This window comes from Megasphaera vaginalis (ex Srinivasan et al. 2021) (genome assembly GCF_000478965.1).
GTDB classification, from domain to species: Bacteria; Bacillota; Negativicutes; order Veillonellales; family Megasphaeraceae; genus Megasphaera; species Megasphaera vaginalis.
In genome coordinates, this window is the sequence record NZ_AWXA01000037.1 from 41466 (window position 1) to 64156 (window position 22691).

Below are 22691 nucleotides of genomic sequence, written 5' to 3' on the forward strand. Positions count from 1 at the left end.
ACACTTGTTGAACAGATTTATTGCACAACTTTACAACTAAGCGGCAAGACGTGCGCCCGGCGGAAGAAACGCGCCGCGGCGCTGTGGCCGAATGCCGTCAAAGACGGTCATTTCTCGTCAGCACCGGCGGCGGATGTCACAATTTTCCTGACCGCCTTCTCAAACTTCGGCCGCGGTACCATGACACGGTGACCGCAGCCGCAGCAGCGGATAACGAAATCGACGCCGATACGCAATACTTCCCATTCAGCAGATCCGCAGGGATGAGCCTTTTTCAGCCGGACAACATCTCCGACCTGATAACGAACAAAATCAGCCATATAAACTCCTTTACTGTCCAGGCAAACCTGAGGCTACGATAAAATCGGACAACAAGATATGTTTTTGCGAAAACCCTTTAGCCACTTCATAGCGGTAAGCGGCACAAACAGCTGCCGCCTCTGTCCGTTGGGCAGGAAGATATACTTCATACAGGAACTGATTGCCGTCCATCCGGCTGATGCCGCCAATACTGCCGCCGGCCTCTACCGACGCGTACCGTTCCGATAATGCCGCCAGTGCCGCAGTCAAAACCGCCAGGACCGTGTCCGGGTCGGCCGTCTGTTCAACGGCAATGCGTACCGTTGCCAAATAGAGATTTTTCGTATAATTGCTGACAACGGCAATAAGGCCGTTCGGAATAATATGCAGAACCTGATCGGCAGAACGGAGCTTCGTCGTGCGGAAGGTAACTTCCATAACGGTGCCCGTATGCTCACAGATAGTAACAAAATCGCCGATGGAATACTGGTTTTCGGCGATGATAAAGAACCCGGCCACAAAATCCTTAACCAGACTTTGCGCACCGACGCCGATAGCCAAGCCGATAATTCCCGCGCCGGCCAGCAGTGACGTCGTATCGACGGAAAGTTCGTTGAGCACCATGACGACGGCGACAAAACAAAAAAATACCGTTATGAAATGCTCCGCCAGTTTAAGCAGCGTCGTCTGCCGGCGCTGCTGCTCCGATGACAGATTCTCGAAGCGAAAACGGAGCGCGCCGCCGAGAACGTGCGCAATGACTGCATGTACGATGAACAAGCCGACAAGGAGCAAGGCGATACGGCTTCCCCGTTCCAAAAAAGACGCTGCCATTCCTTGCCAAAAGGGATGATTGAAAATAATTTCCATACTGACTCCTCACAAATACTCACTGCATATGTTCTTATCTTACCGTATGTGCGGCAGCGATGCAAGTTATCGGCGACAATGGTGGAAACGATATACAAACTATGGTACTATAGAATTGATTATTGCGCTGTACGGCGAAAAGGAGGTCTTCTATGGCAGCCGGAACACCTGCATATTACAAGTTGATTTACCGTACGCTTTACGGCTTGGGAACGCTTTTTTCGCTGACTACCGTGTCGTTATTGGTCTGGACGGCCTTCTGTATCGCCACTTCGCAAGAGCCGTTGGCAGCGATCAGATTTCTGCCGCCCATGCCGACAATCTTCGTTTTTATTTTTCTGATCCTTTTAATGGTTCTTGCCGTCGCTTCGTGGCAAGTCGGTGCAACTTGTCAGCAATTGTACGAAAAGGAGAAAAACGGACAGAAGGGTTGAATCGTGCAAAAATATGAGTTCATGGATTTACTGCGTTATTACTTCCGCAAGTGCGATCCCGATGATCTGAAGGGAATCTTAGAAGATTGCGAAGAGCAATTCCGTCTCGGCGACAAACGCGGCATACCGGAAGAGGAAACCTGTTATCAGCTGGGCTCGCCGAAAAATATTTACCGTTATTATATGGGACAGCACATTGTCCGCGCCGACAATGCGAAACTGAATCCCCGATATGCTGCCGACGCGAACCGCCTTGCACCGCGGGGCCTTTATGATCAAGCCGCCGGAACCGGCAGAACATCTTCATACAGACAGGAGCGATACGCCATGGATGAATTACACGTAAAAACAGCTAACGATGCGGTTTCATCACCTGCCGCAGACGGCGGCGCCGCACCGCCGGAGCGGAGCGCGATGAATAAGGCGGCGACAGCCGTTACCCGTTCCTTTTACGCGATAGTCGGAAAAATTTTCAGCCTGCTCAGCGCCTTGCTTTGCATCGCACTGGTTCTGTCCATCCTCTTTGCCGTCGGCATCTACTATATTCCCAATTATGCCACTGTCTTGCCCCTTCCCGATCTTCAGCTGGCCACGATGATCGCCGTTGCCGCAGCGATTTTTCTCGCCCTTCTGATTACCTCCTACGTCAGCCGGCGCTGTCATAAAGCGTTGCGGCAAGAACGTTTCCGCTGAAATGCAGCTCAGAAAAATTTTTGTAATATTCGGATTTTACAGGGAAACCTTGATTTTTCTCCCATATCAAGTATAATAATAATGTAGCTATAATAAATATTAGTTATTAGTTAATAAAGGAGGTTCTTTACCATGGATCTTAAAGGAAGCAAGACGGAACAGAATTTACTGGCTGCATTTGCCGGCGAATCGCAGGCCCATACGAAGTACCAGTATTACGCCAGCGTTGCTAAAAAAGCCGGTTATGAACAGGTGCGGGCTTTCTTCGAAGAAACTTCCGGCAACGAAAAGGAACACGCCAAAATCTGGTTCAAGCTTCTCCACAACGGTATGCCCGACGTTGACGGCGCCCTGAATGACGCTGCCGCCGGTGAATGCTACGAAAATACGGAAATGTATCCCGGCTTCGCCAAGACAGCCCGTGAAGAAGGCTTTGACCACATTGCCAGCCTCTTCGACAAAGTCGGCGCCATCGAAAAACATCACGAAGAACGCTACCGCGCTTTGCTCGATAACATCAAGAGCGGCAAAGCCTTTAAACGAGACGAATCCAAGACCTGGGTCTGCCGTAATTGCGGATTTATTTTCGAAGGCCCCGAAGCGCCTGACGTATGTCCCGTCTGTGCCCATCCGCAAGCATTTTTTGAACTTTTGAACGAAAATTATTGAGCCTTACCTTACAGCAGCCTAATCCGGCTCTCCATAAAAATAATACCGCATACGATACTCGTATGCGGTATTATTTTTATGGAGAAAGTCGAAACCGATAGCCGTTGCCCCATACGGTTTCAATAGCCGTAAATTCCGGTTCCACCTCATTCAGCTTATCGCGGAGCCGGTTGACGTGAACCGTTACCGTAGCCATCTCGCCATAAGCATCAAGATGCCAAATCGTTTCAAACAAGTATTTTTTAGAAAACACCTGATTGGGATGGCGCGCCAAAAAAACGAGCAAATTAAATTCCTTTCCCGTCAGCAAAATCTCCTGCTCGCCTCTGTATACCTGACGACGGCGGACGTAGATCCGCAAATCGCCGCACTCGATATCAGGCGCATGACCGTCCGCAATTTCCAGCCGCTTGCCCAGAAGCCGGTCGTGAATTGCCAGATGCGCCTTCAGGCGCGCAACCAGCAGCGTCGGATTGAAGGGCTTTACGATATAATCGTCAATTCCGGCGGCGAGGGCCTGCAAAACAGCTTCATCGTCCTGCAGCGACGACACCGCCAGAATCGGAATATTCGTCTTTTCCCGCACTTGCTGAATCAGGGCCAGTCCTTTTTCGGCAGGAAAATCATGCTCGATGAGAATCGCGTCTATATTGCCTCTGGCAACGGCGCTGGCAGCGCCGTTTTCATCTTTGGTCACCGTTACTTCAAAACCGCCGTCTTCAAGGAAATCCCGCTCCATGGCGGCAATCAATTCATCTTTTTCAATTACTAAAACCCGGGCCATGCCTTCCTCCCCCCCCTTGTCGCTGCGCAGCCGTTATACGCCGGTCTGCAAGCGCCGAAAGCCGTAGTCGAGAATCGCCTGCGCATCTTCCCATCGATTGTCGTCATTAAACAAAGCCACGACCAACGTATGCCCGCCTCGCGTCGCCGAAGCGACGAGACAAGGCCCTGCAGCATCCGTATAGCCTGTTTTGACGCCGTCGGCGCCTTCATACCCGCCGGTCAAAAACTTGTTCGTCGTCGTCACGTACTTTGTCGAACCGTCCATGTATTTAACCGTGTAAGAAGGCAACGAAACAGCATAACGGAATTCGGGATAATGCTTCAAGCCGTACGCAGCCATACGCGCCATATCGACAGCCGTCGTATAATGGCGGGGCGCCGTCAAGCCGTTCGGATTGACAAAATGCGTATGCCTGGCCCCCATCTTGGCAGCTTCGGCATTCATCATGTCCGCGTAACCTGCGACAGTGCCGCCTAAGGTTTGCGCCACCGCCACCGCCACATCGTTGCCCGAAACGACCATCATGCCGCGCATCGCTTCTTTAATCGTGAGTTTATCGCTCGGACTGATACCCAGCACGGAAGGTTCCGTATTGGCCGCTTCCGCCGAAATCTGCAGCTGATCATCCAAGCGATCTCCACCCTGATCCAATGCCGTTATAAAGGTGACGATCTTCGTCGTACTTGCCGGATGAACCCATTTATCGGGATTGACGCGGTAGAGTATCTTGCCTGTATCTGCATCAAGCATGCACACGGCTTCCGCCGCTGTCGGCGGCACATACGCCTGAACACCGTTACCGGCCGCCGCGGCAAGAAGCAGAAAGAAAGCCATCACTACAGTCGGAAGCACTCGTTTACGAAAAAAAATCATCACCTTGCCACATCCTCATTTCTTGATTTCTGTTATCATTAATATTTTATGCCATCTTTTGTTATTATTTACCAAATTACGGATATTGTCAATTTATTTCCGCATTCTTCCGTCAATCTGCTACCTTTTCCTGCCTGATTCATATGCCGGAACATCATTTATTCTAACTGCGGCATAGCATTTACCGCATATTTGTTATACTATAATATTTGTTATACTGATGAAATGATTTGCAAAAAGAAGGGACCTCCTCATGTATCCGATCAACCTTTTTCTTTCAGCCCGTCCCTGCCTGGTCATCGGCGGCGGCAACGTTGCACTGCAAAAGGTGCAAGGACTCTTGGCGGCACAGGCACAGGTGACGATCATCTCGCCGCTGCTCTGTCGTGAATTGCGGCTGCTGGCCGACAGCGGGCAAGTGCATTGGCAAAAAAAAGAGTATACCGACGGCGACGTGAAGGCCTTTGACCTTCTTATTTGCGCCGCCGATAATCAGGCCGTCAACAGGGCTGCGGCCGCCGAAGCACGACGCCGGCGAATCTTGGTCAACGTCTGTGATGTGCCGGCAATCAGTGATTTTGCCGCACCTGCCGTCATCCGTCGCGGCGACCTGCTGATCACGATCGGCACCAGCGGAAAGTCACCGGCTCTCTCCCGCTATTTTCGCCGGGTCTTAGCAGCGGAAATCGGCGCTGGCTACGGGCTCTTCCTGGAACGCCTCGTTCAACTTCGCCGGGAAGCGCGGCAAACGTTGAAGACACCGCAGGAAAGACAGCAATTTTGGCGGCAGGCGCTGACGGACGACGTCATGGCCCTCGTCGCCGCAGGAAACATCGATGCGGCCGAGGCGCGGCTCCGCCATGCAATTGACCGCTACCGGTTCGAATGATAAGGCGGCGCCGCTGGCCGGAAAGGAATCATTACCCTTGCAAAAGAGACCGCCTCCGTGCGGCCTTCTTACGCCGCGTTAACAGGAAGCTCCGCGAGTACGCCGTCTGCACTGCAGGCAATGATATCAGCAACAGACATCCGAACAGGTTCGCTACGGATGTCCGGAAGGAGAACCATATGACAGAAAACCGAACCATCGTCATCGGCACCAGGAAAAGCAGACTTGCCGTCCGGCAAGCCCTCTCTATCGGCGCTGAAATAAAAAAAATCGCGCCGCTGCTGCAGATACAGTACAAACCGATTGTCACTACAGGCGATATGCTGCTCGACGCGCCGCTGGCAAAAATCGGCGGTAAAGGGCTATTTATTAAAGAACTGGAAAAAGAAATGGTCAACGGCACGATCGATATTGCCGTCCACAGTTTGAAGGACATGCCGACAAGTTTGCCGTCTGATCTGTGCATCGCCGCCTTGACAAGACGCGGCGATCACCGTGACGCCTTTATCTCCAATACGTATAAAACCTTTGAAACACTGCCTGCCGGCGCCATTGTCGGCACGTCCAGCCTGCGCCGCGCCGCGCAGCTTCTGCACTGCCGCCGCGACATTACGATCAAAAACCTGCGCGGCAACATCCTTACCCGGCTGTCCAAGCTCGATGCCGGAGACTATGACGCCATCATCCTGGCCGCCGCCGGCTTACAGCGTCTCGATCTGGATGACCGCATCCGGCAATACTTGCCGACAGCGCTCTGTCTGCCGGCTGTCGGGCAGGGCGTTCTCGCCGTGGAAGCCAGGCGCGGTGACGACGATCTGCGCCGAATGCTGCACCGTCTCAACGATCCCTCAACGGCCCTTACCGTTACTGCCGAACGCGCCTTTTTGCGCCGTATTGAAGGCAGCTGCCAGGTTCCTGTCGGCGTCTTCGGCCATATCTCCGGCCGCCTCTTCAGTCTGGAAGCGGTCATCGCTTCTGCCGACGGCGCGGTCCTGTACCGCCGTAAAGCGACTTGCCCGGTCACGGCCGATACGGAAAGACTGGCAATGAATCTGGCCGACAAACTGCTGGCCTCCGGCGGACGCGAAATCCTTGCCGGCCTCGGCATTACCGCCCCTTGCCAAGGAGAGCGACCATGACGGGGACGGTTTATCTCGTAGGCGCCGGTCCCGGCAATTACAAGCTGCTGACGCTGCGCGGCAAGGAATTGCTGGAGCGGGCCGACGTCGTCGTCTACGACCGCTTAGCCGACAAACGGCTCCTCTCTTTCGCCGCCAATGCGGAAACGATTTACGCCGGCAAGACGGCGGCGTGCCATATATTGCGCCAAGAAGAAATCAACGCGCTGCTCATTGCCGCAGCCGACGCCGGAAAGACCGTCGTCCGCCTCAAAGGCGGCGACCCCTTCGTCTTCGGCCGTGGCGGTGAAGAAGCGTCTGCCTTGGCGGCGGCAAAAATCCCATTCGAAATCGTCCCCGGCGTTTCCTCCGCCATTGCCGCACCGGCCTATGCCGGCATTCCCGTAACGGACCGCCGCGAAGCTTCGTCATTTGCTGTCATTACGGGCCATGAAGACCCGCTGAAAACAACGTCTTCCGTCCATTGGGACAAACTGGCCGGCGCTGTTGACACGTTGATCTTCCTCATGGGCGTTCACCACCTGCCGCACCTGACGGCCCGCCTCCTGGCCTGCGGTAAATCTCCGTCTACGCCGGCTGCCTTCGTCCGCTGGGGTACGCGCCCCAATCAGGAAGTCCTGACAACGACGTTGGGAACCGCCGCGGCCGATGCAGCAAAAGCAGGATTGAAGCCGCCGGCCGTCTTCGTCGTCGGCTCCGTCGTCGGTCTGCGCCGTCACCTTGCCTGGTACGACACCAAACCACTCTTCGGCAAACGCATCGTCGTTACCAGGACGCAGGCCCAGGCATCGGCCCTGACGGCGGCCCTGGAAGAAATGGGCGCCTGCTGCCTCGAAGTACCGACGATCAGACTGACGCCGCCTGCCGACGCCTACGCGGCATTGGATACGGCCATTGACACCCTCCCGGCCTATGAATGGATCGTTTTCACCAGTGCCAACGGAGTACACGCCTTTTTTGACCGCCTTACCGCCAGCGGCAAAGACAGCCGCGCCTTGGGACAGGCCAAAATCGCCGTTATCGGTTCCGCTACCGACGCCGCGCTACGGCCTTACGGCCTTCGCGCCGACATCATTCCGAAAAACTATCACGCCGAAGAATTGGCCGCAGCCCTGGCTCCCCACATTTCGACAACGACCAGAATACTGCTGCCGCGAGCTCGCAAGGCCCGTTCCGTATTGCCCGATACCCTTCGCGCACTGGGCGCCGCAGTCGATGTCTGTGAAGCCTACTGCGCCGTTCCTGCCGAAGAAAACAAAGCCCGTCTGCTGCAACTCCTCGACGACGGCGCCGTCGACGTCATCACCTTCACCAGTTCGTCAACCGTAACCAGTCTGATGACATTCCTCGGCGGCGATAAGAGCCGCCTCGCCGGGGTGATCTTTGCCTGCATCGGCCCGATCACGGCGCAGACCTGCGCCGAATATGGCCTTGCGCCCCGCATCATTGCCGACACGTACACGATTCCCGGCTTAGCCGCTAAAATAAACCAAGAGATTGGAGAGTAAAAAATGCTTCCTTTGCCATCCCTGCGGCCCCGCCGCCTCCGCCTTACGGCAGCGCTTCGTTCCCTCGTTCGGGAAACGTCGCTTTCTGCCGACGATTTTATTTACCCTGTCTTCGTCGTCGCCGGCAGCAACATCAAAGAAGAAATCCCCAGCATGCCCGGCTGTTTTCATCTTTCCGTAGACAACGCCGTGGAAACGGCGAAGAAAGCCGCTGCTGCCGGTATTAACGGCATCGAAATTTTCGGCCTTCCCGCTTATAAAGACGCCATCGGTTCCGCCGCCTGGGATATGACCTCACCTGTACAGCAGGCCATGCAGGCCATCAAACGCGAGCTGCCCGACAGCATCATCGTCGGCGACGTCTGCCTCTGCCAGTACACGACACACGGCCATTGCGGCAAATTAAACGGCCGCTACGTCGACAATGACGCGACGCTCGAGCTTCTGCAGAAAATCGCCGTCAGCCAGGCCGAAAGCGGCGCCGACATCATTGCGCCGTCAGACATGATGGACGGCCGAATCGCCGCCATCCGCACGGCCTTGGACGAAAAAGGATTGAAAAACACAGCGATCATGTCGTACGCCGTCAAATATGCCTCCGCCTTCTACGGTCCTTTCCGTGACGCCGCCGATTCGGCGCCGCAATTCGGCGACCGCAGACAATATCAGATGGATCCGGCCAACGCGCGCGAAGCGCAGAAAGAAGTGGATCTTGATCTGGCCGAAGGCGCCGACATCATCATGATCAAGCCGGCCATGACCTATCTCGACATCGTCAGTCAGACGCGACAGCGCATCGACCGTCCGGTAGCCGTCTACAACGTCAGCGGGGAATATGCCATGGTCAAAGCGGCGGCCGCCAACGGCTGGATCGACGAAAAGCGCGTCGTTCTCGAATCCCTCCTGTCCATGAAACGGGCCGGCGCCGATATCATCATTACCTATCACGCATTGGCTGCCGCTCATTGGCTCGCCGAAAACTAAAAAGAAATACGCCGAATCCGCACATAAGCGAAACAAGCCGAACCTACCAAAAGAATCCGTTTCCAACTCCGATTATAGCGAAAAGAACAAAGAAGCGGTACGTCTTTAAAGACGTACCGCTTTCGCCTACCCGGCAAATACTGTCACGACAACTCGCAACAACGCGACCTACCTGGTCACCGATTCTTTTTCTTCGGATTAAACCGATTCATTCCTTTGCTCACACCGAGTGCCAAACAACCCTCGACAGCCTTCGCCGCCGCTTGAATTCCCGCGCCGTAGGGTTCCTGCAATTCTTCCGGAAACGGTGTCAAGACGTGATCGATGACGTCACGGTGCGGCAAAGGCCGACCGATACCGATACGGAAGCGGGTAAAGTCACGACAGCCGTTGGCGAAAAGACTCTTGATCCCATTATGGCCGCCGTCGCTGCCGTTCGTCCGAATGCGCAATTTGCCTACGGGCAGATCCAAATCGTCATAGATGACGTATACATCCGGTTCATCAATCTTATACCAGCGCATCAGCGGACCGACGGCGCGACCGCTTTCATTCATGTAAGTCTGCGGTTTCACGAGAAGAACCGGTTCGCCGCCCACAGTTGCCGTCGCCACCAGTGCCTCCATCTTCGACTGCCAACAGTTCACTTCCCAACGCTTCGCCAGTTCATCGACGACTAAAAAGCCCGTATTGTGTTTTGATCGTTCGTATTCACGGCCCGGATTGCCCAGACCCACAATCATATGCACCGGCGCATCTCCTTACTTTTCAAAGAGCTTGCTGACAGAAACGTCGTGGAAGATACGCATAATCGCTTCTCCCAGAAGCGGCGCTACGGAAAGGGCCTTGATCTTTTCGCTCTTCTTTTCTTCCGGCAAGGGAATCGTATTGGTAATGATCAGTTCGGAAATAAAGGAATCGTTAATGCGCTGTACGGCAGGATCCGTCAAAACGGCATGAGCACAGGCTGCAATAACCCGTGACGCGCCCCGTTCATGCAGCGCCTTGGCGCCGCCGCAGAGAGAACCGGCCGTATCAACGATATCGTCGATGATAATACAGGTCTTCCCTTCGACGTTACCGATGATATTCATGACTTCAGCAACACCGGGACGGGGCCGGCGTTTTTCGATAATGGCAATCGGCGCATTGACCCGGTCAGCCAGATCCCGCGCCCGCGTTACACCGCCGAGATCGGGAGAAACGACGACAAGGTCGCCCAAATCGGTATCTTCCTTTTTCTGATTGATATATTTGGCCATAATGGATGCCGAACCGAGATGATCGACGGGAATGTCGAAAAATCCCTGAATCTGTCCTGCGTGCAAATCCATCGTTACGACGCGGGTGATTCCCGAAGTGACCATCAAATCGGCGACGAGCTTCGAAGTAATCGGCTCACGGCCGCGCGTCTTACGATCCTGACGGGCATAACCGTAATAAGGAACAACGGCCGTAATATGGCGCGCCGAAGCGCGTTTCAGCGCATCCGCCATAATCAGCAGCTCCATTAAGTTATCATTCACCGGCTGGCTGGTCGGCTGTACAATAAACACGTCTTTACCGCGAACGCTTTCATCAATCATAATCTGCACTTCGCCATTATTGAATTTGCCGACAAAGGCTTTCCCTAATTCCAGACCCAAATAAGCGGCAATTTCCTTTGCTAACTGCGGATTCGCATTTCCCGTAAAAATTTTCAGCTTTTTCCCGTCTTCGTAACTCATTCGTCAGCCTCCTAAATACTGTCTGCATGTATGCTAAAATGTAAATCTACATGATTAGCCGGTCATTTCTTATATGTATCCTCTTTTACCCAGCCTTCAATATTGCGCTGCCTCGCTCTGCCTACGGCCAAAGACCGTTCCGGCACATCCTTGGTAACCGTTGATCCGGCAGCAACATAAGCGTACTCGCCGACGGTCACCGGGGCAACGAGATTGCTGTTGCAACCGACAAAGGCATGATCTGCAATCGTCGTGCGATGCTTGACCTTGCCGTCATAATTAACAGTAATCGTGCCGCAGCCGATATTGACGCCGCTGCCGACATCGCTGTCACCGATATAACTCAAATGCGGTAACTTTGTACCGTCACCGATTTTCGAATTTTTCACTTCCATATAGTTGCCGACTTTAACCCCGTTGCCGACAATCGTATCGGGTCGAAAATGGACGAACGGGCCGATCTCACAGCCATTTTTGATTTCACAATCATGTGCATACGTAAATTGGAGGCAGTCGTTATCGCCCATAACAACATTCGTCATACGCACATACGGACCGATCTGACAGTCTTCGCCGATCGTCGTCCGCTCTTCCAGGATCGTACCGGGATATAATACCGTATCCCGGCCGACAGTAACCGTCGTATCGACGTATGTACTCGCCGGATCAATGATCGAAACGCCGGCGGTCAGCAGTTCGTCAAGTTTGCGGCGGCGCAGAATCGCTTCTGCCGCAGCCAGCTGCTGGCGGGAATTGACACCTAGCGTTTCCGCATAATCGGCAGCGGCGACGGCGCCGACGACGGCTTTTCGTTCCGTCAACATGCCGATGATGTCGGTCAGGTAATACTCGCCTTGTGCATTATCGTTTTTCAAGTCATGCAGCAGCTCCCAGAGCAGAGGTATTGCAAAACAGTAGATACCGGCATTCACTTCCGTAACGGCCAGTTCATCTGGCGTTGCATCTTTCTGTTCAACGATTTTGGCGACCTGCCCGCCGGCACCGCGAATCACGCGGCCATACCCGGAAGGGTCCGGCAGCCGAGCCGTCAGAACGGTAGCCGCAGCCTGCGTTTGCAAATGCTGTGCCAGCAAAGCGTCGAGCGTTTCCGTTCGGAGCAGCGGCGTATCGCCGCACGTTACCAAAAGCGTTCCCGATATGCCTTGCAGCAGCGGCTCCGCCTGCAATACGGCATGACCGGTTCCCAACTGTTCCGCCTGTACTGCCGTTTCAGCCTGATTGCGCAAAGAATCCCGAACCAGGTCGCCGCCGAACCCGACAACGACGATCTGTCGTGTCGTGCCTGCAGCCTGCGCCGTATGCAGCACGCGTTCCACCATAGGCACACCGCCGACTTTATGCAGCACTTTCGGCAATTTGGATTTCATCCTTGTCCCCTTGCCGGCTGCCAGAATCAACGCGATTATATCATTCATTATGCAAAAACCTCCTTGCAATGAATTACCGTAACACCTGTTTTAGGATACCATAAAACAAGGGGAAAATATATCTTTTTTCGGAGAAATGGGGGAATAAACTTTACCGAATTTTTTCAATCGTCCCCAGACAAGGAAAAAGGAGAGACTCTCGCCTCTCCTTTTTATCATCTAACAAAAAACTACAACACGTGGACGACGACGTCCTTCCGGCCGAAATTCAACGCCTCCGCGTTAGAATCCATGGCCAAGTCAATGCGATTGCCGACGATCGAACCGCCCGTATCATCGGCTACGGCATAGCCGTATCCTTCAATATACAGCCGACTGCCTAAGGGAATGACATTCGGATCTACCGATACACAGCCTCGTTTCAACTGATGCCCCATGGCGGTGACCCCGCAATTTCCCGGATCTTCAGCCGAGTATGCCGTTGCTTCCATAACTATCTTTTTCTGACTTTGACCTTGCGAATCTGCCCTGACCTCCCGGCCGCTCGCAGCAGACAACGCAGCCATCGTCTGTGTGCCTACGATTCCGTCTACCGTTAATCCGTGATCTGCTTGGAACCGCTTTACAGCTGCCTGTGTACCGCTTCCAAACACACCATCCGCTCCCCCGGTTAAATACCCCGTATCGCTGAGCATATATTGTACGCTCTGTACTTCAGCGCCAGTCATTCCTACATCAAGTTTCGCATACACTACAGCGGAACAAACAAAAATAAACAATGCTGTGAAAAGTATTCGTATTCGTTTATTCAAAAAACCACCTCACAATTGTATACAAAAAATCGGCACACGTCGATTATAGCAAAAAACAGGTTCGTAAGTCAAAAAAATAAATATTAACACATTCATTTTGAATTTTTATTTTATATTTTGATTCTGAAAACAGATGATAATCTGTATTTTAAACATCGTTTTCCTTTTATTTTTATCACCAGGTAATAATTTTTATAATTATTATGCATTTTCTTCTTCCACGAGACTCCTGACCGCTTCCGCCGCACCTGGCGAATCGGTGAGAATATAAATATAATCTCCCGCCTGCAATCTTACTTTGTTGTCCGGAACAATCTCCTCGTGACCGCGTTTGACATCAATCAGGGCAACATGGCCGGGCCATTCGATATGTCCGATAAACCTGCCGTCTGCACGACTGCCGCTGGCAACGGTAAGTTCAAAAATATTGCGTTCTCCATCGTCAATAGCCGAAGGCCCCCCTTTTTTCAGCAACCGCTGCAGGAGAACATCGTAGATCGGCTCGCCGCCGCCAAGTTTAGCTGCAATCAGCGCAATAAGCGAAGCCGTGCAGAGGACCAGAAGATGGTCGTAGGAATTGGTCATCTCCATGATCAGTATCGTACCGGTAATCGGCGAATGAACGGAAGCCGTGAAGAAGGCCGCCATGGAAATGACAACGATATTGGATAAGTAAGCCGGTTCCATCAGTCCCAGCTGAATCAGGCAGATGCCGACGACGCTTCCCGAAAGCGCGCCGAGAACGAGCATCGGCAAAAAAAAGCCGCCCGGTACGCCGCAGCCGTAGCTGATAAACGTGAACAGGTACTTGCCGATGAGGAGCAAGAGAAACAGGCCTAAAGAAAGAGGCATTTCATGCATCCTGTTGATCAGATCATTACCGCCGCCCAATACGTCCGGCAGAATATAGCCCAACACGCCGGCCGTCACCAGCGCGAAGGAGACGCGAGTCCAACCGCTGCGGAAAAAATCCGTTCCGTAGAATTTCGACATGGACAGGAGCCCCTTATTAAAGAGCTGTCCCAAAAATGCGGCGACAAGGCCGACGATCAGGGCGATCCACATGTAACGCAGCGGAAAATGCGGCAACATGCCGAACTGAAAGATTGAATCCTTTCCGAAAATAAAACGGCAAACCATCGTTGCCATTAATGCCGCCGCCATAGCCGGCGCCAACACGACGCCGGAAAAATTACGATGGAGCTCCTCCAAAGCGAAAATCACGCCTGCCAAGGGCGCGTTAAAAGCGGCGGCAAGTCCGGCGCTGGCGCCGGCCGTAATCAAATACCGTTCTTCCATACGCGTCCGGCCGAAAAAACGGCTGATCCCCTGAGCTGTTACGGCGCCGATCTGGATTGACGGGCCTTCCCGTCCCAGCGAAAGGCCGAGGCCTATGCCCAGTACGCCGCTAAACAGCTTAACCCACAGAATACGCAGCCAGCGCATACGGATAACGCCGGAAATGACGCCTTTTACCTGCGGAATGCCGCTGCCGCCGGCATCCGGTTCGTAAACGACGGTCCGATGGAGGAGATATCCGGCGGCAATGAGCAAGAGAAACCAGGCGATATTCTCCGGCAAGCCTCCTTGCTGCAAAACTGTATATACGGATATCCGAAGGGCCGTTCCCTGTTCCAGAGCCCAGCGAAAAAAACTGATGATCAGCCCCGAGACGATACCGACCAGGGTACCTTCAAAAAAAAGCCGCAGCCGAAACCGTGGCCAATGACTTAATTGGCGTATTGTCGGCACTAATTGCCCGCGGATATGCATAATCGATTCCTCCCTTATTGCCTTCTTGCCGTAGCCATTATAGCATGAATCGCGCATTGCGTCAGCGTTCATCGACTGTACCGCGCGGGAAAGACGCGGAGCGGTTTTTCCTATCTTGACAAGGTATCTGTTTCATGCTAATTATAAATAAACATATTATATGGGAGGTTCTGCGTTATGAGTCACATCCTCGCCGTCGCTGCCGGAGGCGGTATCGGCGCCGCGCTCCGTTATGGCGTCACCGTGCTGGCCAACCAACACGGCGGTCTTACGTTTCCGTACGGCACGATACTGGTCAATGTAATCGGTTCTTTCCTCATCGGCGTCCTGGCCGTTTGTTTTGCCTGTCATACGGAGCTTCCCGGTTGGCTGAAGCTGTTTTTCATCACCGGGATTCTCGGCGGTTTTACTACATTTTCCACATTTAATCTCGAGTGGATCACGCTGATACGGACGGAAAATTTCAGCGCCGCTTTCCTCTACGGCGGCCTGAATGTGATCGGTTCCTTTATTTTCTGCTTTTTCGGCCTCGTCGCCGGCGAATCCTTCATTTGACCGGCAGGCAAGCAGGAATTTCCCGGCAGCAGCACGAATATGATAGTATACATCACACTTGCCCGAAGGAGGTCACGGCAATGAAAGACTTCGTACCGGACTTTACGATACGCGCTGCCGTTCGTAAAGTTCTTCCCTATATGATGGAAATGCGCGAATATTTTCACGCCCATCCCGAATTGAGCGAAAGAGAATTTGACACCTGCAAGATGATTTTCCAGGAATTGTCCCTCATGGGTATTGAAGACGTCAAAATCATCGCCGGTACAGGCGTCACGGGACTGATCCGCGGCGAACTGCCGGGCCCGACGCTGTTGCTGCGCGCTGACATCGACGCCCTGCCTTTGGCGGAAAAATTCGACTGCCCTTACGCCTCCCTCGCTGACGGCATCATGCACGCCTGCGGTCATGACGGACACGCCGCCAATCTTCTCGGCACCGCCAAGATTCTCCAGGACCACCGCGACTGTCTGCGCGGCACGGTCCGCCTCGCCTTCCAGCCTGCCGAAGAAGGCAGCGGCGGTGCGGCCCGTATGATCGACTCCGGCATTTTGAACAATCCGCCCGTCGATTATGCACTTGGTCTTCATGTCGCCGGCGGCCTGCCGCGAGGTTACGTCGGACTGCGCAGCGGTGAAATTAATTCGTCTTGCGATGACTTCATCATCACCCTCCACGGCAAAGGCGGTCACGGTTCCCAGCCCTCACTCTGCGTCAGTCCGATCCAGATGGGGCTGTCCGTCATTCAGGATCTGCAAAATTTCGTCTACCACTGCCATGCCGACGGCGACGGCGTCATCCTCACCTTCGGTCAATTCCAAAGCGGCCAGAGCCCGAATGTCATCCCCGACACAGCGGAACTGAAGGGTACGCTGCGGACGTATGACGAAAAGAAAAGGCATCTCATTCTCGACAAAATGGAAGAAATTCTCCATGCCGTTACCCGGCAGTACGGCGGCACTTTCGACCTGAACCTCGCTCCCTTCTCTCCGGTCTGCATCAATGATGCGGCAGCGACGGAGAAAGTCGGCGCGATTCTGAAAGAGCACTGTCTGGATTCCGTCTCCGTCGTTCCCATGAAACGCGGCAGCGGCTCCGAAGACTTCGCCTATTTCGCGGCTGCCGTGCCGAGCGTGTTTTATTACGTCGGCATTTACAAGGATGAGCCGGTCATCGGCCATTCGCCGCAGTTCCACTGGGACAGCAGCGCTCTGAAATACATGTGCGAAACACTGGTCACCATCGTGTATTACTTCGCCTCCTATGTGTAATCTTCTCCTATATGAACTCCCGTACTCGCTGCGGGAGTTCTCGTTTTCACAGCGGCCGAAGAGACGCGCCCTCTTTTCCCGACAAGTTGACGCTTCCTGCGGGCAAACTGCGCGCCGCTCTTTACGACCTGCACGAAAGTATTATAATGAAAATAAACTCATTCCCGTTTATATACGTTCACAGAAAGAAGGCCGCTTATGAGCCCTAAGCTCCCGTTTCTCGACAATCTCCGCACCTTTTGCGTTATCATCCTTTTTTGCTGCGCCGCCGTCATCGGCTATGGCGTCATGACGCCGCACCACACCTTTGTCGCCATGCCCGCCGCAGAACGGAGCGGCGCCGTCAGCCTTGCCGCATACTTCCTGTTTCTGCTTGCCGTCCCCTGTCTTTTTTTTATCAGCGGCTACTGTACGGCAGCTTCTCTCCGCGTCCGTCTCTTTCGTCCCTTTCTGCAGCGGCGCCTGCACCGCATCGGTCTGCCTTGGCTGGCCGGCGCCGTCGTTATCGCGCCGATCCTGGCTTATATCTCGGCGCTGAGCCGCCAATCCGACGTCGCGCCGCTGACTTTCCTGACGACTTCCTTCTTCGGTCCCGCTTATGAGCAGGGGCATTACTGGTTTCTCGGTCTCCTTTGTCTCTGCACGCTCGTATTAACGGCGGCAAAGAAGCTGCGCCGCAACATCCTGCGCCGCGTACCGGGACAACGTCTCCTGCCGCTTTACGTCATACCTCTTTTTTTGCTGCTGCACAGTGCCGGAACGCTGCTCATTTGGTACGTCCTGCCCGGCTTCTACGGAAACGTTATCGAGCAAATGTATACGCTGGCCGTAACGCCCTACCTGCTCCTGTCGTCCTGTCTTTATTTCGCCCTCGGCGTTTACGCCATGAAACATCGCTGGTTCACGGCGCAGGGCTATACGCCGTCGCTGCCGTGGCTGGTCCTTCTTCTCCTTGCACTGGTCCTTTACCGCAGCGACTGGCACTTCTTTTTTCTCGTCGGGTTCGGCCTTCCCATTACCGATGTCTTCATTTCGCTGACAGGCCTTTTCTCTCTTTTGGCGATCTTCGCCCGCTTTGCCGGCAAGACCTCTCCGTCTACGGAAAAACTCGCCCTCTTCGCTTATCCCCTTTACTATCTGGGCAATGCCTGCCTGCAACTGCTCGCATATTTTCTCTTACCGCTGACCGTCGGTCCCGTCTTGAAGGTAACCCTCGCCATCGTCCTGACACTCGTATACGTTTACTTTCTCGCCAACTATCTGCTCTTCCGCCTGACCTGTTTCCAACGCCGGTAACAGTGCCCTGATAACAAAGCCGCGGCGCGACGAACCGTTCCCGCGTCCGCCGGTGCCTGAAAAAAACTGGTTTCATACCTGCTCCTGTGGTATTATAATACTGATACTTAATTATCACTATTTCAAACAGGAGATCTCTATGGACACCTTATTGCAGCTGATGGAATCATATGGCTACGTCGCTATGTTTTTGGCCATGGTCGCCGAAAATGCCAACATTCCCATTCCCAGCGAAGTCATACTCGGCTTTGCCGGCTTTCTCATTTCCCAACATATTTTTACCTTCTGGACCACCTTTATCGTCGCCTGTCTTGCCGGCGTCGTCGGCTCCGTCATCAGTTATTGGCTCGGCTCTTACGGCGGCAGGCCGTTGCTGCTGAAATACGGTAAATACATCTTTTTCAACGAAAAAAAATTCAACATGGCCGAGTCCATGTTCAACAAATACGGCGGCGCAGCCGTCCTGATCTGTCGCTGTCTGCCCGGCGTCCGAACCTTCATTTCCTTTCCCGCCGGCGTCGCCCGTTATTCCTTCGGTCGATTTTTGATCTACACCGTCATCGGCACCATCCCCTGGACATTGCTCCTGGTCTGGGCCGGCTCCATTCTCGGCAGTCATTGGCGCGACCTGATCCAGTACAATCACATTTTCCTGATCGTCATCGCCGTCATCTGCGCGATTGCAGCCGCCATTTTTCTCTGGCGCCGCCGCAGCAAGGCTCACCAATCATGAAGAATTGGCTGTACGACAATCGTTACGGCATCGGCCTGTTCATTTTGGCAGCAATCTTTTTGCTGCCTTTTTTGGGCATGTTTCCCCTGACCGATCCCGATGAGCCGGTGTACGGCGAAACGGCGCGGGAAATGCTCGCCGCCGCGGACTGGCTCTCCCCGCGAATTTACAACGATTTCTGGTACGATAAACCGCCCCTCTTCTACTGGCTCGAAATGATTTCGTACCGTCTCTTCGGCATTTCCGATTTCACGTCCCGTCTCCCCAGCGCCATCATGGGAATCGCTACGGTCTGTACCGTTTACCGGCAGGGGAAGGCCATTTTTAACAAAGCCGTCGCCTTCCGGGCGGCGCTCATCCTCCTGACCAGTCTCGGCTTCATTTACATCGCCAAAGCGGCCGTGACGGACATGACCCTAGTCTTTACGCTGACTGTCGCCATGCTCGCTTTCTATCGCCGCCGTTATGCCGAAGCTTTCGCCTTCTGCGGTCTTGCCGTCCTGGCGAAAGGGCCTGTCGGCTACGCGTTCCCGGCGCTAATCATGTGCTGTTACATCGCCGTCTGCCGGCACTGGCGGCTCATACGCTCGATGTGGCTTCCACAAGGCATTGCGCTGGCTTTTCTCATCGGGCTGCCCTGGTATCTGGCCATGACCTACGTACACGGCGACGCCTTCGTCGACACCTTCATCGGCTACCACAACATTACCCGCTTTACGGCGCCGGAACATCCCGGCAAAAACAGTCTTTTCTTTTATATCCCCATTCTGCTCGGCGCTCTTCTCCCCTGGACGGGAGCTTTGGCGCCGGCGTTTCGCCGGGCCGTCCGGGAAAGCGGTCCCGATGGCGACGCACTGCGTTTTTGCCTGATTTGGGCCGTCTTCATCTTCCTCTTTTTCTCCCTTTCGAAAACGCAGCTCGTCACCTATATTGCGCCTATGTTTCCGCCCGTAGCCCTGCTTCTCGGCTGGTATTCCGTGTCTTTGGAAAAGGCGGATAATCGTCCCTGCCTCTGGCCGGCGACGTCCTTTATCGTCGGCGCGGCGCTGTTGCTTTGCAATCTGCTCCCGCTCCATACCGGATCGCATTTCTATAAGGAGCCTATCCTTACCGTATCGATCTTGCTGGCGGCTGCCGTCATCCTGCCCGGTCTGCTCCTGTGGCTGCGCCGGCGCCGTCTTGCACTGTACACGACAGTCCTTTCCATGCTGCTTTTTACGGGCCTTACCTTTGCCGCCATCTTGCCCGCTCTGGCGCCATATATAACGTCACAGCCCCTTGCCGCCGCCCTTGCCGCCCACTATGACGGCACGTCGCCCGTCTACATAGAAAAAAGTCTGCGTCCCGGCCTGGCCTTCTACAGCGGCGTATACGGCACGGAATGGAAAGGCTGCAGCGCCCTGGATCCGGTATCGCTGCGCAGCAAACCGGACAAAGTATACATCCTCATCACGAAAGACACATACGGCAAATTGACGGCTGCCGGCTCGGCGATAGCGCAATTTCCGGTTCTCGCCGATCTGCCGGCGCAACTCATTCTGCTCAATCATTTCTAGGAGGCAACTATGCGACAGCGTTCATTTCTGCTCTTCGTGGCATTCCTCTCTCTCCTCTTTTTCCTCTCCGGCAACGCCTATTTGGCCGTTACCGACCCCGTTGAATCCAATTATGCCCTCACGGCGAAAGAAATGGTCCTTTCCGGCGACTGGATTTCGCCCCACATTTACGGCATTCCCTGGTATGACAAGCCGATTTTTATCTACTGGCTCATCAGCCTGTCCTATACGCTGTTCGGAATTACCGACTTTGCCGCCCGTCTGCCGTCGGCCCTGTTCGGCGCCGCAGCCGTCGTCCTCAGCGCCTGGTACGTACGACGCGCCGCGGCAAGCACGGCGGCAGCAGCGCTCATGGCTGCCATGACGGCTACGTCCATTGCCGTCTGGATCATCAGCAAATCCGTCATTACGGATCAGATGCTCTTTTTCTTCACGACGGGAACCATGCTCTTCGCCGCTATCTCTCTGACCGAGACGAAGCCGTTCTACATCCGCCTGGCCTATGTCTTTTCCGCTTTGGCGGTCCTGACCAAAGGCCCTGTCGGAATCGTTCTGCCGGGGTTCTTTCTCCTCCTCTTTGCGGCGCTCAGCCGCAGGAAAGATTACTTGAAACTGATCTTCGACCCTTTCGGAATCCTTTGCTTCCTCGTCATCGCCGCCCCCTGGTACGGCGCGATGTACGCGCTCCACGGCACAGCGTTCGTCGACGGCTTTCTCGGCTTGAACAACATCGTCAGAGCCACCGTTTCGGAACATCCGGAAGCAAACGTCTGGTACTATTATCTGCTTCTCGTTCCGGTCAGTCTCCTGCCCTGGACAGGCCCCTGCCTTTGCGGGCTATGGCAGCACCGCCGCGACGACGGCAGTCATCGTCTTTTCCTGATCTGGGCCGTCGGTACCGTCGTTTTCTACAGCCTCATGGCGACGAAATACCCGACTTACGCCTATATTGCCAATTGGCCCCTCCTCTATTTCGGCGTTGCCGCCATAAAAAGTATTTATGCTTCAGAAAGCCGCAAATATTGGTTCATCGTCACAGCGCCGGTACTGTTTCTGTGGCTGCTGTTTTTCGCGGCCGCCTGCGTGTCCGATCCGAAGAATATCGCCTTACCGCCCCTCACCGGTATCATCGTCTTCCTGCCGGCTGCAGCGGCGATTTTGGCCGTTTGTCAGTATTTCCGGGCATTTCCTGCAATCCCCTTTGTTGCCGCCTGCGGCACTGCCGTACTGTATCTGCTGCTGACCTATCAGGTTCTGGTCCCCTTTTACGACTACCGCTCGACGACGGCGCTGTTGCCGGCTGCAGCGCAGCTTCGCGGCGATAGCTGTTTTTTCGGAGAATACAGTACCTCCTTTGTCTATTACACCGGCCGCAGCGCTGTTTTGATAGCCCCGGAAAGCGCGGCAACGGCGGCGCCGCCGAAACGCGACGCCGTCTGGCAGCGCAAACATCTTTACCGTGAAGAAGGGGAAACGGCCATCATCGATAAAATCAAGCAGGGCAAGGCCGTAACGGTCATCGTCAAGGACAACCGCCGCGAGGAGTTCGCCCATTCCGCCTTGAAGAACTACTTCCGCGCCGCCGGCACATACGGAAATTTTCATCTCTATGTTACGCCTTAGGAGAATATCATGACCATAACAGACTTCATTGACTCTCTGAAAACCTACCATGCACCGGCAGTCTTCAATCCTTGGAGTGACTATGACGAACGCTGCGACAGCGGACCGTCAGCGCCGCAGATCCGTTGCCGCCAGCTCCATGACTATCTGCAACTGCGCCTGCACGGGGCCCGTTATCTCCTTGTCGCCGAAGCCGCCGGTTACCAGGGTTGCCGCTTCACGGGCATTGCCATAACCTGTGAACGAATGCTGCTCGACAGGCATGATACGGTTACCGGCGCCGCCATCATCGGCCGGCAGGGTAAACGGACCAGCCGGCCTGACTGCGCTTTTATGACCTCCCGGGCGCAACGGGAAAAGGGAATGAACGAACCGACCGATACCTATGTCTGGGGCGCGTTGGCACAAAACGCGCTGGCTGCCGAAACGGTCATCTTATGGAATATTTTCCCCTTCCATCCCCGGAAGGCATCGCCCTTTACGAACCGCACACCGTCCGATGCCGAGCTGGCCGCCGGTTTATCCTATACCCGCCGGCTTCTCGCCCTCTTCCCGACGACGCCGCACGTCGGCGCAATTGGCAGAAAAGCTGCAGAAACGCTGCAACACGCCGGCATTGACGCCGCCGTTATGCGTCATCCCGCCAACGGCGGCGCTTCCCTCTTCCGCAAGCAATTCGCCGCCTGGGTGCAGGAAACCGAACTGAATCGCTGAACTTCATCGAATTGCATAAATTGCATTTTACTTTTTCGCTAATATTATTTATTTTTGATAAATAATATTAGCTTTTTTATTGTATTTTATTCCTTTT

Annotated in this window: 23 protein-coding genes; 14 read left to right on the top strand and 9 right to left on the bottom strand. The window is 54.3% G+C overall.

Annotation, left to right across the window (positions count from 1 at the left end):
• Window positions 1-107: 107 nt before the first annotated feature.
• Both HMPREF1250_RS06285 and HMPREF1250_RS10950 read right to left on the bottom strand, forming a co-directional pair.
• Window positions 108-320 carry a DUF951 domain-containing protein gene (locus tag HMPREF1250_RS06285; RefSeq protein WP_023053882.1) on the bottom strand — a complete coding sequence of 71 codons (213 nt, stop codon included), beginning with the start codon at window positions 318-320 and terminating at the stop codon, window positions 108-110.
• A 10-nt stretch (window positions 321-330) separates the two neighbouring features.
• Window positions 331-1170: a mechanosensitive ion channel family protein gene (locus HMPREF1250_RS10950; protein ID WP_023053784.1), complete on the bottom strand. Its 840-nt coding sequence runs from the start codon at window positions 1168-1170 to the stop codon at window positions 331-333.
• Between the two features lie 152 nt (window positions 1171-1322).
• Here HMPREF1250_RS10950 and HMPREF1250_RS06295 point away from each other — a divergent pair, with 152 nt between their 5' ends.
• The 3 genes from HMPREF1250_RS06295 (at window position 1323) to rbr (ending at window position 2966) form a co-directional block, all read left to right on the top strand.
• Complete coding sequence (locus HMPREF1250_RS06295) at window positions 1323-1604, top strand: hypothetical protein (RefSeq protein WP_023053870.1); 282 nt, start codon at window positions 1323-1325, stop codon at window positions 1602-1604.
• Between the two features lie 3 nt (window positions 1605-1607).
• On the top strand, window positions 1608-2297 hold the full coding sequence (locus tag HMPREF1250_RS06300; RefSeq protein WP_023053858.1) for an HAAS domain-containing protein: 690 nt from the start codon (window positions 1608-1610) through the stop codon (window positions 2295-2297).
• Between the two features lie 132 nt (window positions 2298-2429).
• Complete coding sequence (gene rbr, locus HMPREF1250_RS06305) at window positions 2430-2966, top strand: rubrerythrin (protein WP_023053787.1); 537 nt, start codon at window positions 2430-2432, stop codon at window positions 2964-2966.
• Window positions 2967-3042: 76 nt separating this feature from the next.
• Here the strand turns inward: rbr and HMPREF1250_RS06310 are convergent, their stop codons facing one another.
• On the bottom strand, window positions 3043-3750 hold the full coding sequence (locus HMPREF1250_RS06310) for a response regulator transcription factor (RefSeq protein WP_023053885.1): 708 nt from the start codon (window positions 3748-3750) through the stop codon (window positions 3043-3045).
• A 33-nt stretch (window positions 3751-3783) separates the two neighbouring features.
• Complete coding sequence (locus tag HMPREF1250_RS06315) at window positions 3784-4626, bottom strand: D-alanyl-D-alanine carboxypeptidase family protein (protein WP_036242867.1); 843 nt, start codon at window positions 4624-4626, stop codon at window positions 3784-3786.
• Window positions 4627-4879: 253 nt separating this feature from the next.
• On the opposite strand from HMPREF1250_RS06315, the gene HMPREF1250_RS06320 reads away from it, so the two are divergent.
• From HMPREF1250_RS06320 to hemB, 4 genes are all read left to right on the top strand, one after another.
• Window positions 4880-5515 carry a precorrin-2 dehydrogenase/sirohydrochlorin ferrochelatase family protein gene (locus HMPREF1250_RS06320; RefSeq protein WP_023053835.1) on the top strand — a complete coding sequence of 212 codons (636 nt, stop codon included), beginning with the start codon at window positions 4880-4882 and terminating at the stop codon, window positions 5513-5515.
• A gap of 179 nt (window positions 5516-5694) precedes the next feature.
• A complete protein-coding gene (gene hemC, locus HMPREF1250_RS06325) occupies window positions 5695-6654 on the top strand; it encodes a hydroxymethylbilane synthase (RefSeq protein WP_023053766.1) in 960 nt (319 codons plus the stop codon).
• Window positions 6651-8162 carry a uroporphyrinogen-III C-methyltransferase gene (gene cobA, locus HMPREF1250_RS06330; RefSeq protein ID WP_023053881.1) on the top strand — a complete coding sequence of 504 codons (1512 nt, stop codon included), beginning with the start codon at window positions 6651-6653 and terminating at the stop codon, window positions 8160-8162. Before hemC ends, cobA begins: the two co-directional genes overlap by 4 nt.
• 3 nt (window positions 8163-8165) lie before the next feature.
• Window positions 8166-9146, top strand: coding sequence for a porphobilinogen synthase (gene hemB, locus HMPREF1250_RS06335; protein WP_023053770.1), 981 nt, complete (start codon window positions 8166-8168; stop codon window positions 9144-9146).
• Between the two features lie 176 nt (window positions 9147-9322).
• Here hemB and pth read toward each other — a convergent pair whose 3' ends face one another.
• From pth to HMPREF1250_RS06360, 5 genes are all read right to left on the bottom strand, one after another.
• Window positions 9323-9889, bottom strand: coding sequence for an aminoacyl-tRNA hydrolase (gene pth / locus HMPREF1250_RS06340; protein ID WP_036242885.1), 567 nt, complete (start codon window positions 9887-9889; stop codon window positions 9323-9325).
• 18 nt (window positions 9890-9907) lie between these two features.
• Complete coding sequence (locus tag HMPREF1250_RS06345) at window positions 9908-10873, bottom strand: ribose-phosphate diphosphokinase (RefSeq protein WP_023053783.1); 966 nt, start codon at window positions 10871-10873, stop codon at window positions 9908-9910.
• A 62-nt stretch (window positions 10874-10935) separates the two neighbouring features.
• Entirely contained in the window at window positions 10936-12309 is a 1374-nt protein-coding gene (gene glmU, locus HMPREF1250_RS06350) for a bifunctional UDP-N-acetylglucosamine diphosphorylase/glucosamine-1-phosphate N-acetyltransferase GlmU (protein ID WP_023053892.1), read from the bottom strand.
• A 182-nt stretch (window positions 12310-12491) separates the two neighbouring features.
• Window positions 12492-13073: a peptidoglycan-binding protein gene (locus HMPREF1250_RS06355; RefSeq protein ID WP_023053879.1), complete on the bottom strand. Its 582-nt coding sequence runs from the start codon at window positions 13071-13073 to the stop codon at window positions 12492-12494.
• 201 nt (window positions 13074-13274) lie between these two features.
• Entirely contained in the window at window positions 13275-14846 is a 1572-nt protein-coding gene (locus HMPREF1250_RS06360) for a ClC family H(+)/Cl(-) exchange transporter (RefSeq protein ID WP_023053820.1), read from the bottom strand.
• 177 nt (window positions 14847-15023) lie between these two features.
• Here HMPREF1250_RS06360 and crcB point away from each other — a divergent pair, with 177 nt between their 5' ends.
• From crcB to HMPREF1250_RS06395, 7 genes are all read left to right on the top strand, one after another.
• Window positions 15024-15401 (top strand): fluoride efflux transporter CrcB, encoded by a 378-nt coding sequence (gene crcB / locus HMPREF1250_RS06365; protein ID WP_023053865.1) that lies wholly within the window; start codon window positions 15024-15026, stop codon window positions 15399-15401.
• An 80-nt stretch (window positions 15402-15481) separates the two neighbouring features.
• On the top strand, window positions 15482-16672 hold the full coding sequence (locus tag HMPREF1250_RS06370) for a M20 metallopeptidase family protein (RefSeq protein WP_023053816.1): 1191 nt from the start codon (window positions 15482-15484) through the stop codon (window positions 16670-16672).
• Window positions 16673-16870: 198 nt separating this feature from the next.
• Window positions 16871-17968, top strand: a complete 1098-nt coding sequence (locus HMPREF1250_RS06375) for an acyltransferase family protein (protein WP_023053869.1) — start codon at window positions 16871-16873, stop codon at window positions 17966-17968.
• Between the two features lie 139 nt (window positions 17969-18107).
• Complete coding sequence (locus HMPREF1250_RS06380; protein WP_023053875.1) at window positions 18108-18701, top strand: DedA family protein; 594 nt, start codon at window positions 18108-18110, stop codon at window positions 18699-18701.
• A complete protein-coding gene (locus HMPREF1250_RS06385) occupies window positions 18698-20257 on the top strand; it encodes an ArnT family glycosyltransferase (protein ID WP_023053866.1) in 1560 nt (519 codons plus the stop codon). Before HMPREF1250_RS06380 ends, HMPREF1250_RS06385 begins: the two co-directional genes overlap by 4 nt.
• A gap of 9 nt (window positions 20258-20266) precedes the next feature.
• Window positions 20267-21880: an ArnT family glycosyltransferase gene (locus HMPREF1250_RS06390; protein ID WP_023053828.1), complete on the top strand. Its 1614-nt coding sequence runs from the start codon at window positions 20267-20269 to the stop codon at window positions 21878-21880.
• Window positions 21881-21889: 9 nt separating this feature from the next.
• Complete coding sequence (locus HMPREF1250_RS06395; RefSeq protein WP_023053779.1) at window positions 21890-22594, top strand: uracil-DNA glycosylase; 705 nt, start codon at window positions 21890-21892, stop codon at window positions 22592-22594.
• Window positions 22595-22691 lie beyond the last annotated feature (97 nt).

Excerpts from the sequence above, each read along its gene's own strand:
- HMPREF1250_RS06285 (WP_023053882.1), bottom strand. The coding sequence starts at position 320 with ATGGCTGATTTTGTTCGTTATCAGGTCGGAGATGTTGTCCGGCTGAAA.
- HMPREF1250_RS10950 (WP_023053784.1), bottom strand. The coding sequence starts at position 1,170 with ATGGAAATTATTTTCAATCATCCCTTTTGGCAAGGAATGGCAGCGTCT.
- HMPREF1250_RS06295 (WP_023053870.1), top strand. The coding sequence starts at position 1,323 with ATGGCAGCCGGAACACCTGCATATTACAAGTTGATTTACCGTACGCTT.
- rbr (WP_023053787.1), top strand. The coding sequence starts at position 2,430 with ATGGATCTTAAAGGAAGCAAGACGGAACAGAATTTACTGGCTGCATTT.
- HMPREF1250_RS06310 (WP_023053885.1), bottom strand. The coding sequence starts at position 3,750 with ATGGCCCGGGTTTTAGTAATTGAAAAAGATGAATTGATTGCCGCCATG.
- HMPREF1250_RS06315 (WP_036242867.1), bottom strand. The coding sequence starts at position 4,626 with ATGATTTTTTTTCGTAAACGAGTGCTTCCGACTGTAGTGATGGCTTTC.
- HMPREF1250_RS06320 (WP_023053835.1), top strand. The coding sequence starts at position 4,880 with ATGTATCCGATCAACCTTTTTCTTTCAGCCCGTCCCTGCCTGGTCATC.
- hemC (WP_023053766.1), top strand. The coding sequence starts at position 5,695 with ATGACAGAAAACCGAACCATCGTCATCGGCACCAGGAAAAGCAGACTT.
- cobA (WP_023053881.1), top strand. The coding sequence starts at position 6,651 with ATGACGGGGACGGTTTATCTCGTAGGCGCCGGTCCCGGCAATTACAAG.
- hemB (WP_023053770.1), top strand. The coding sequence starts at position 8,166 with ATGCTTCCTTTGCCATCCCTGCGGCCCCGCCGCCTCCGCCTTACGGCA.
- pth (WP_036242885.1), bottom strand. The coding sequence starts at position 9,889 with ATGATTGTGGGTCTGGGCAATCCGGGCCGTGAATACGAACGATCAAAA.
- HMPREF1250_RS06345 (WP_023053783.1), bottom strand. The coding sequence starts at position 10,873 with ATGAGTTACGAAGACGGGAAAAAGCTGAAAATTTTTACGGGAAATGCG.
- glmU (WP_023053892.1), bottom strand. The coding sequence starts at position 12,309 with ATGAATGATATAATCGCGTTGATTCTGGCAGCCGGCAAGGGGACAAGG.
- HMPREF1250_RS06360 (WP_023053820.1), bottom strand. The coding sequence starts at position 14,846 with ATGCATATCCGCGGGCAATTAGTGCCGACAATACGCCAATTAAGTCAT.
- crcB (WP_023053865.1), top strand. The coding sequence starts at position 15,024 with ATGAGTCACATCCTCGCCGTCGCTGCCGGAGGCGGTATCGGCGCCGCG.
- HMPREF1250_RS06370 (WP_023053816.1), top strand. The coding sequence starts at position 15,482 with ATGAAAGACTTCGTACCGGACTTTACGATACGCGCTGCCGTTCGTAAA.
- HMPREF1250_RS06375 (WP_023053869.1), top strand. The coding sequence starts at position 16,871 with ATGAGCCCTAAGCTCCCGTTTCTCGACAATCTCCGCACCTTTTGCGTT.
- HMPREF1250_RS06380 (WP_023053875.1), top strand. The coding sequence starts at position 18,108 with ATGGACACCTTATTGCAGCTGATGGAATCATATGGCTACGTCGCTATG.
- HMPREF1250_RS06385 (WP_023053866.1), top strand. The coding sequence starts at position 18,698 with ATGAAGAATTGGCTGTACGACAATCGTTACGGCATCGGCCTGTTCATT.
- HMPREF1250_RS06390 (WP_023053828.1), top strand. The coding sequence starts at position 20,267 with ATGCGACAGCGTTCATTTCTGCTCTTCGTGGCATTCCTCTCTCTCCTC.
- HMPREF1250_RS06395 (WP_023053779.1), top strand. The coding sequence starts at position 21,890 with ATGACCATAACAGACTTCATTGACTCTCTGAAAACCTACCATGCACCG.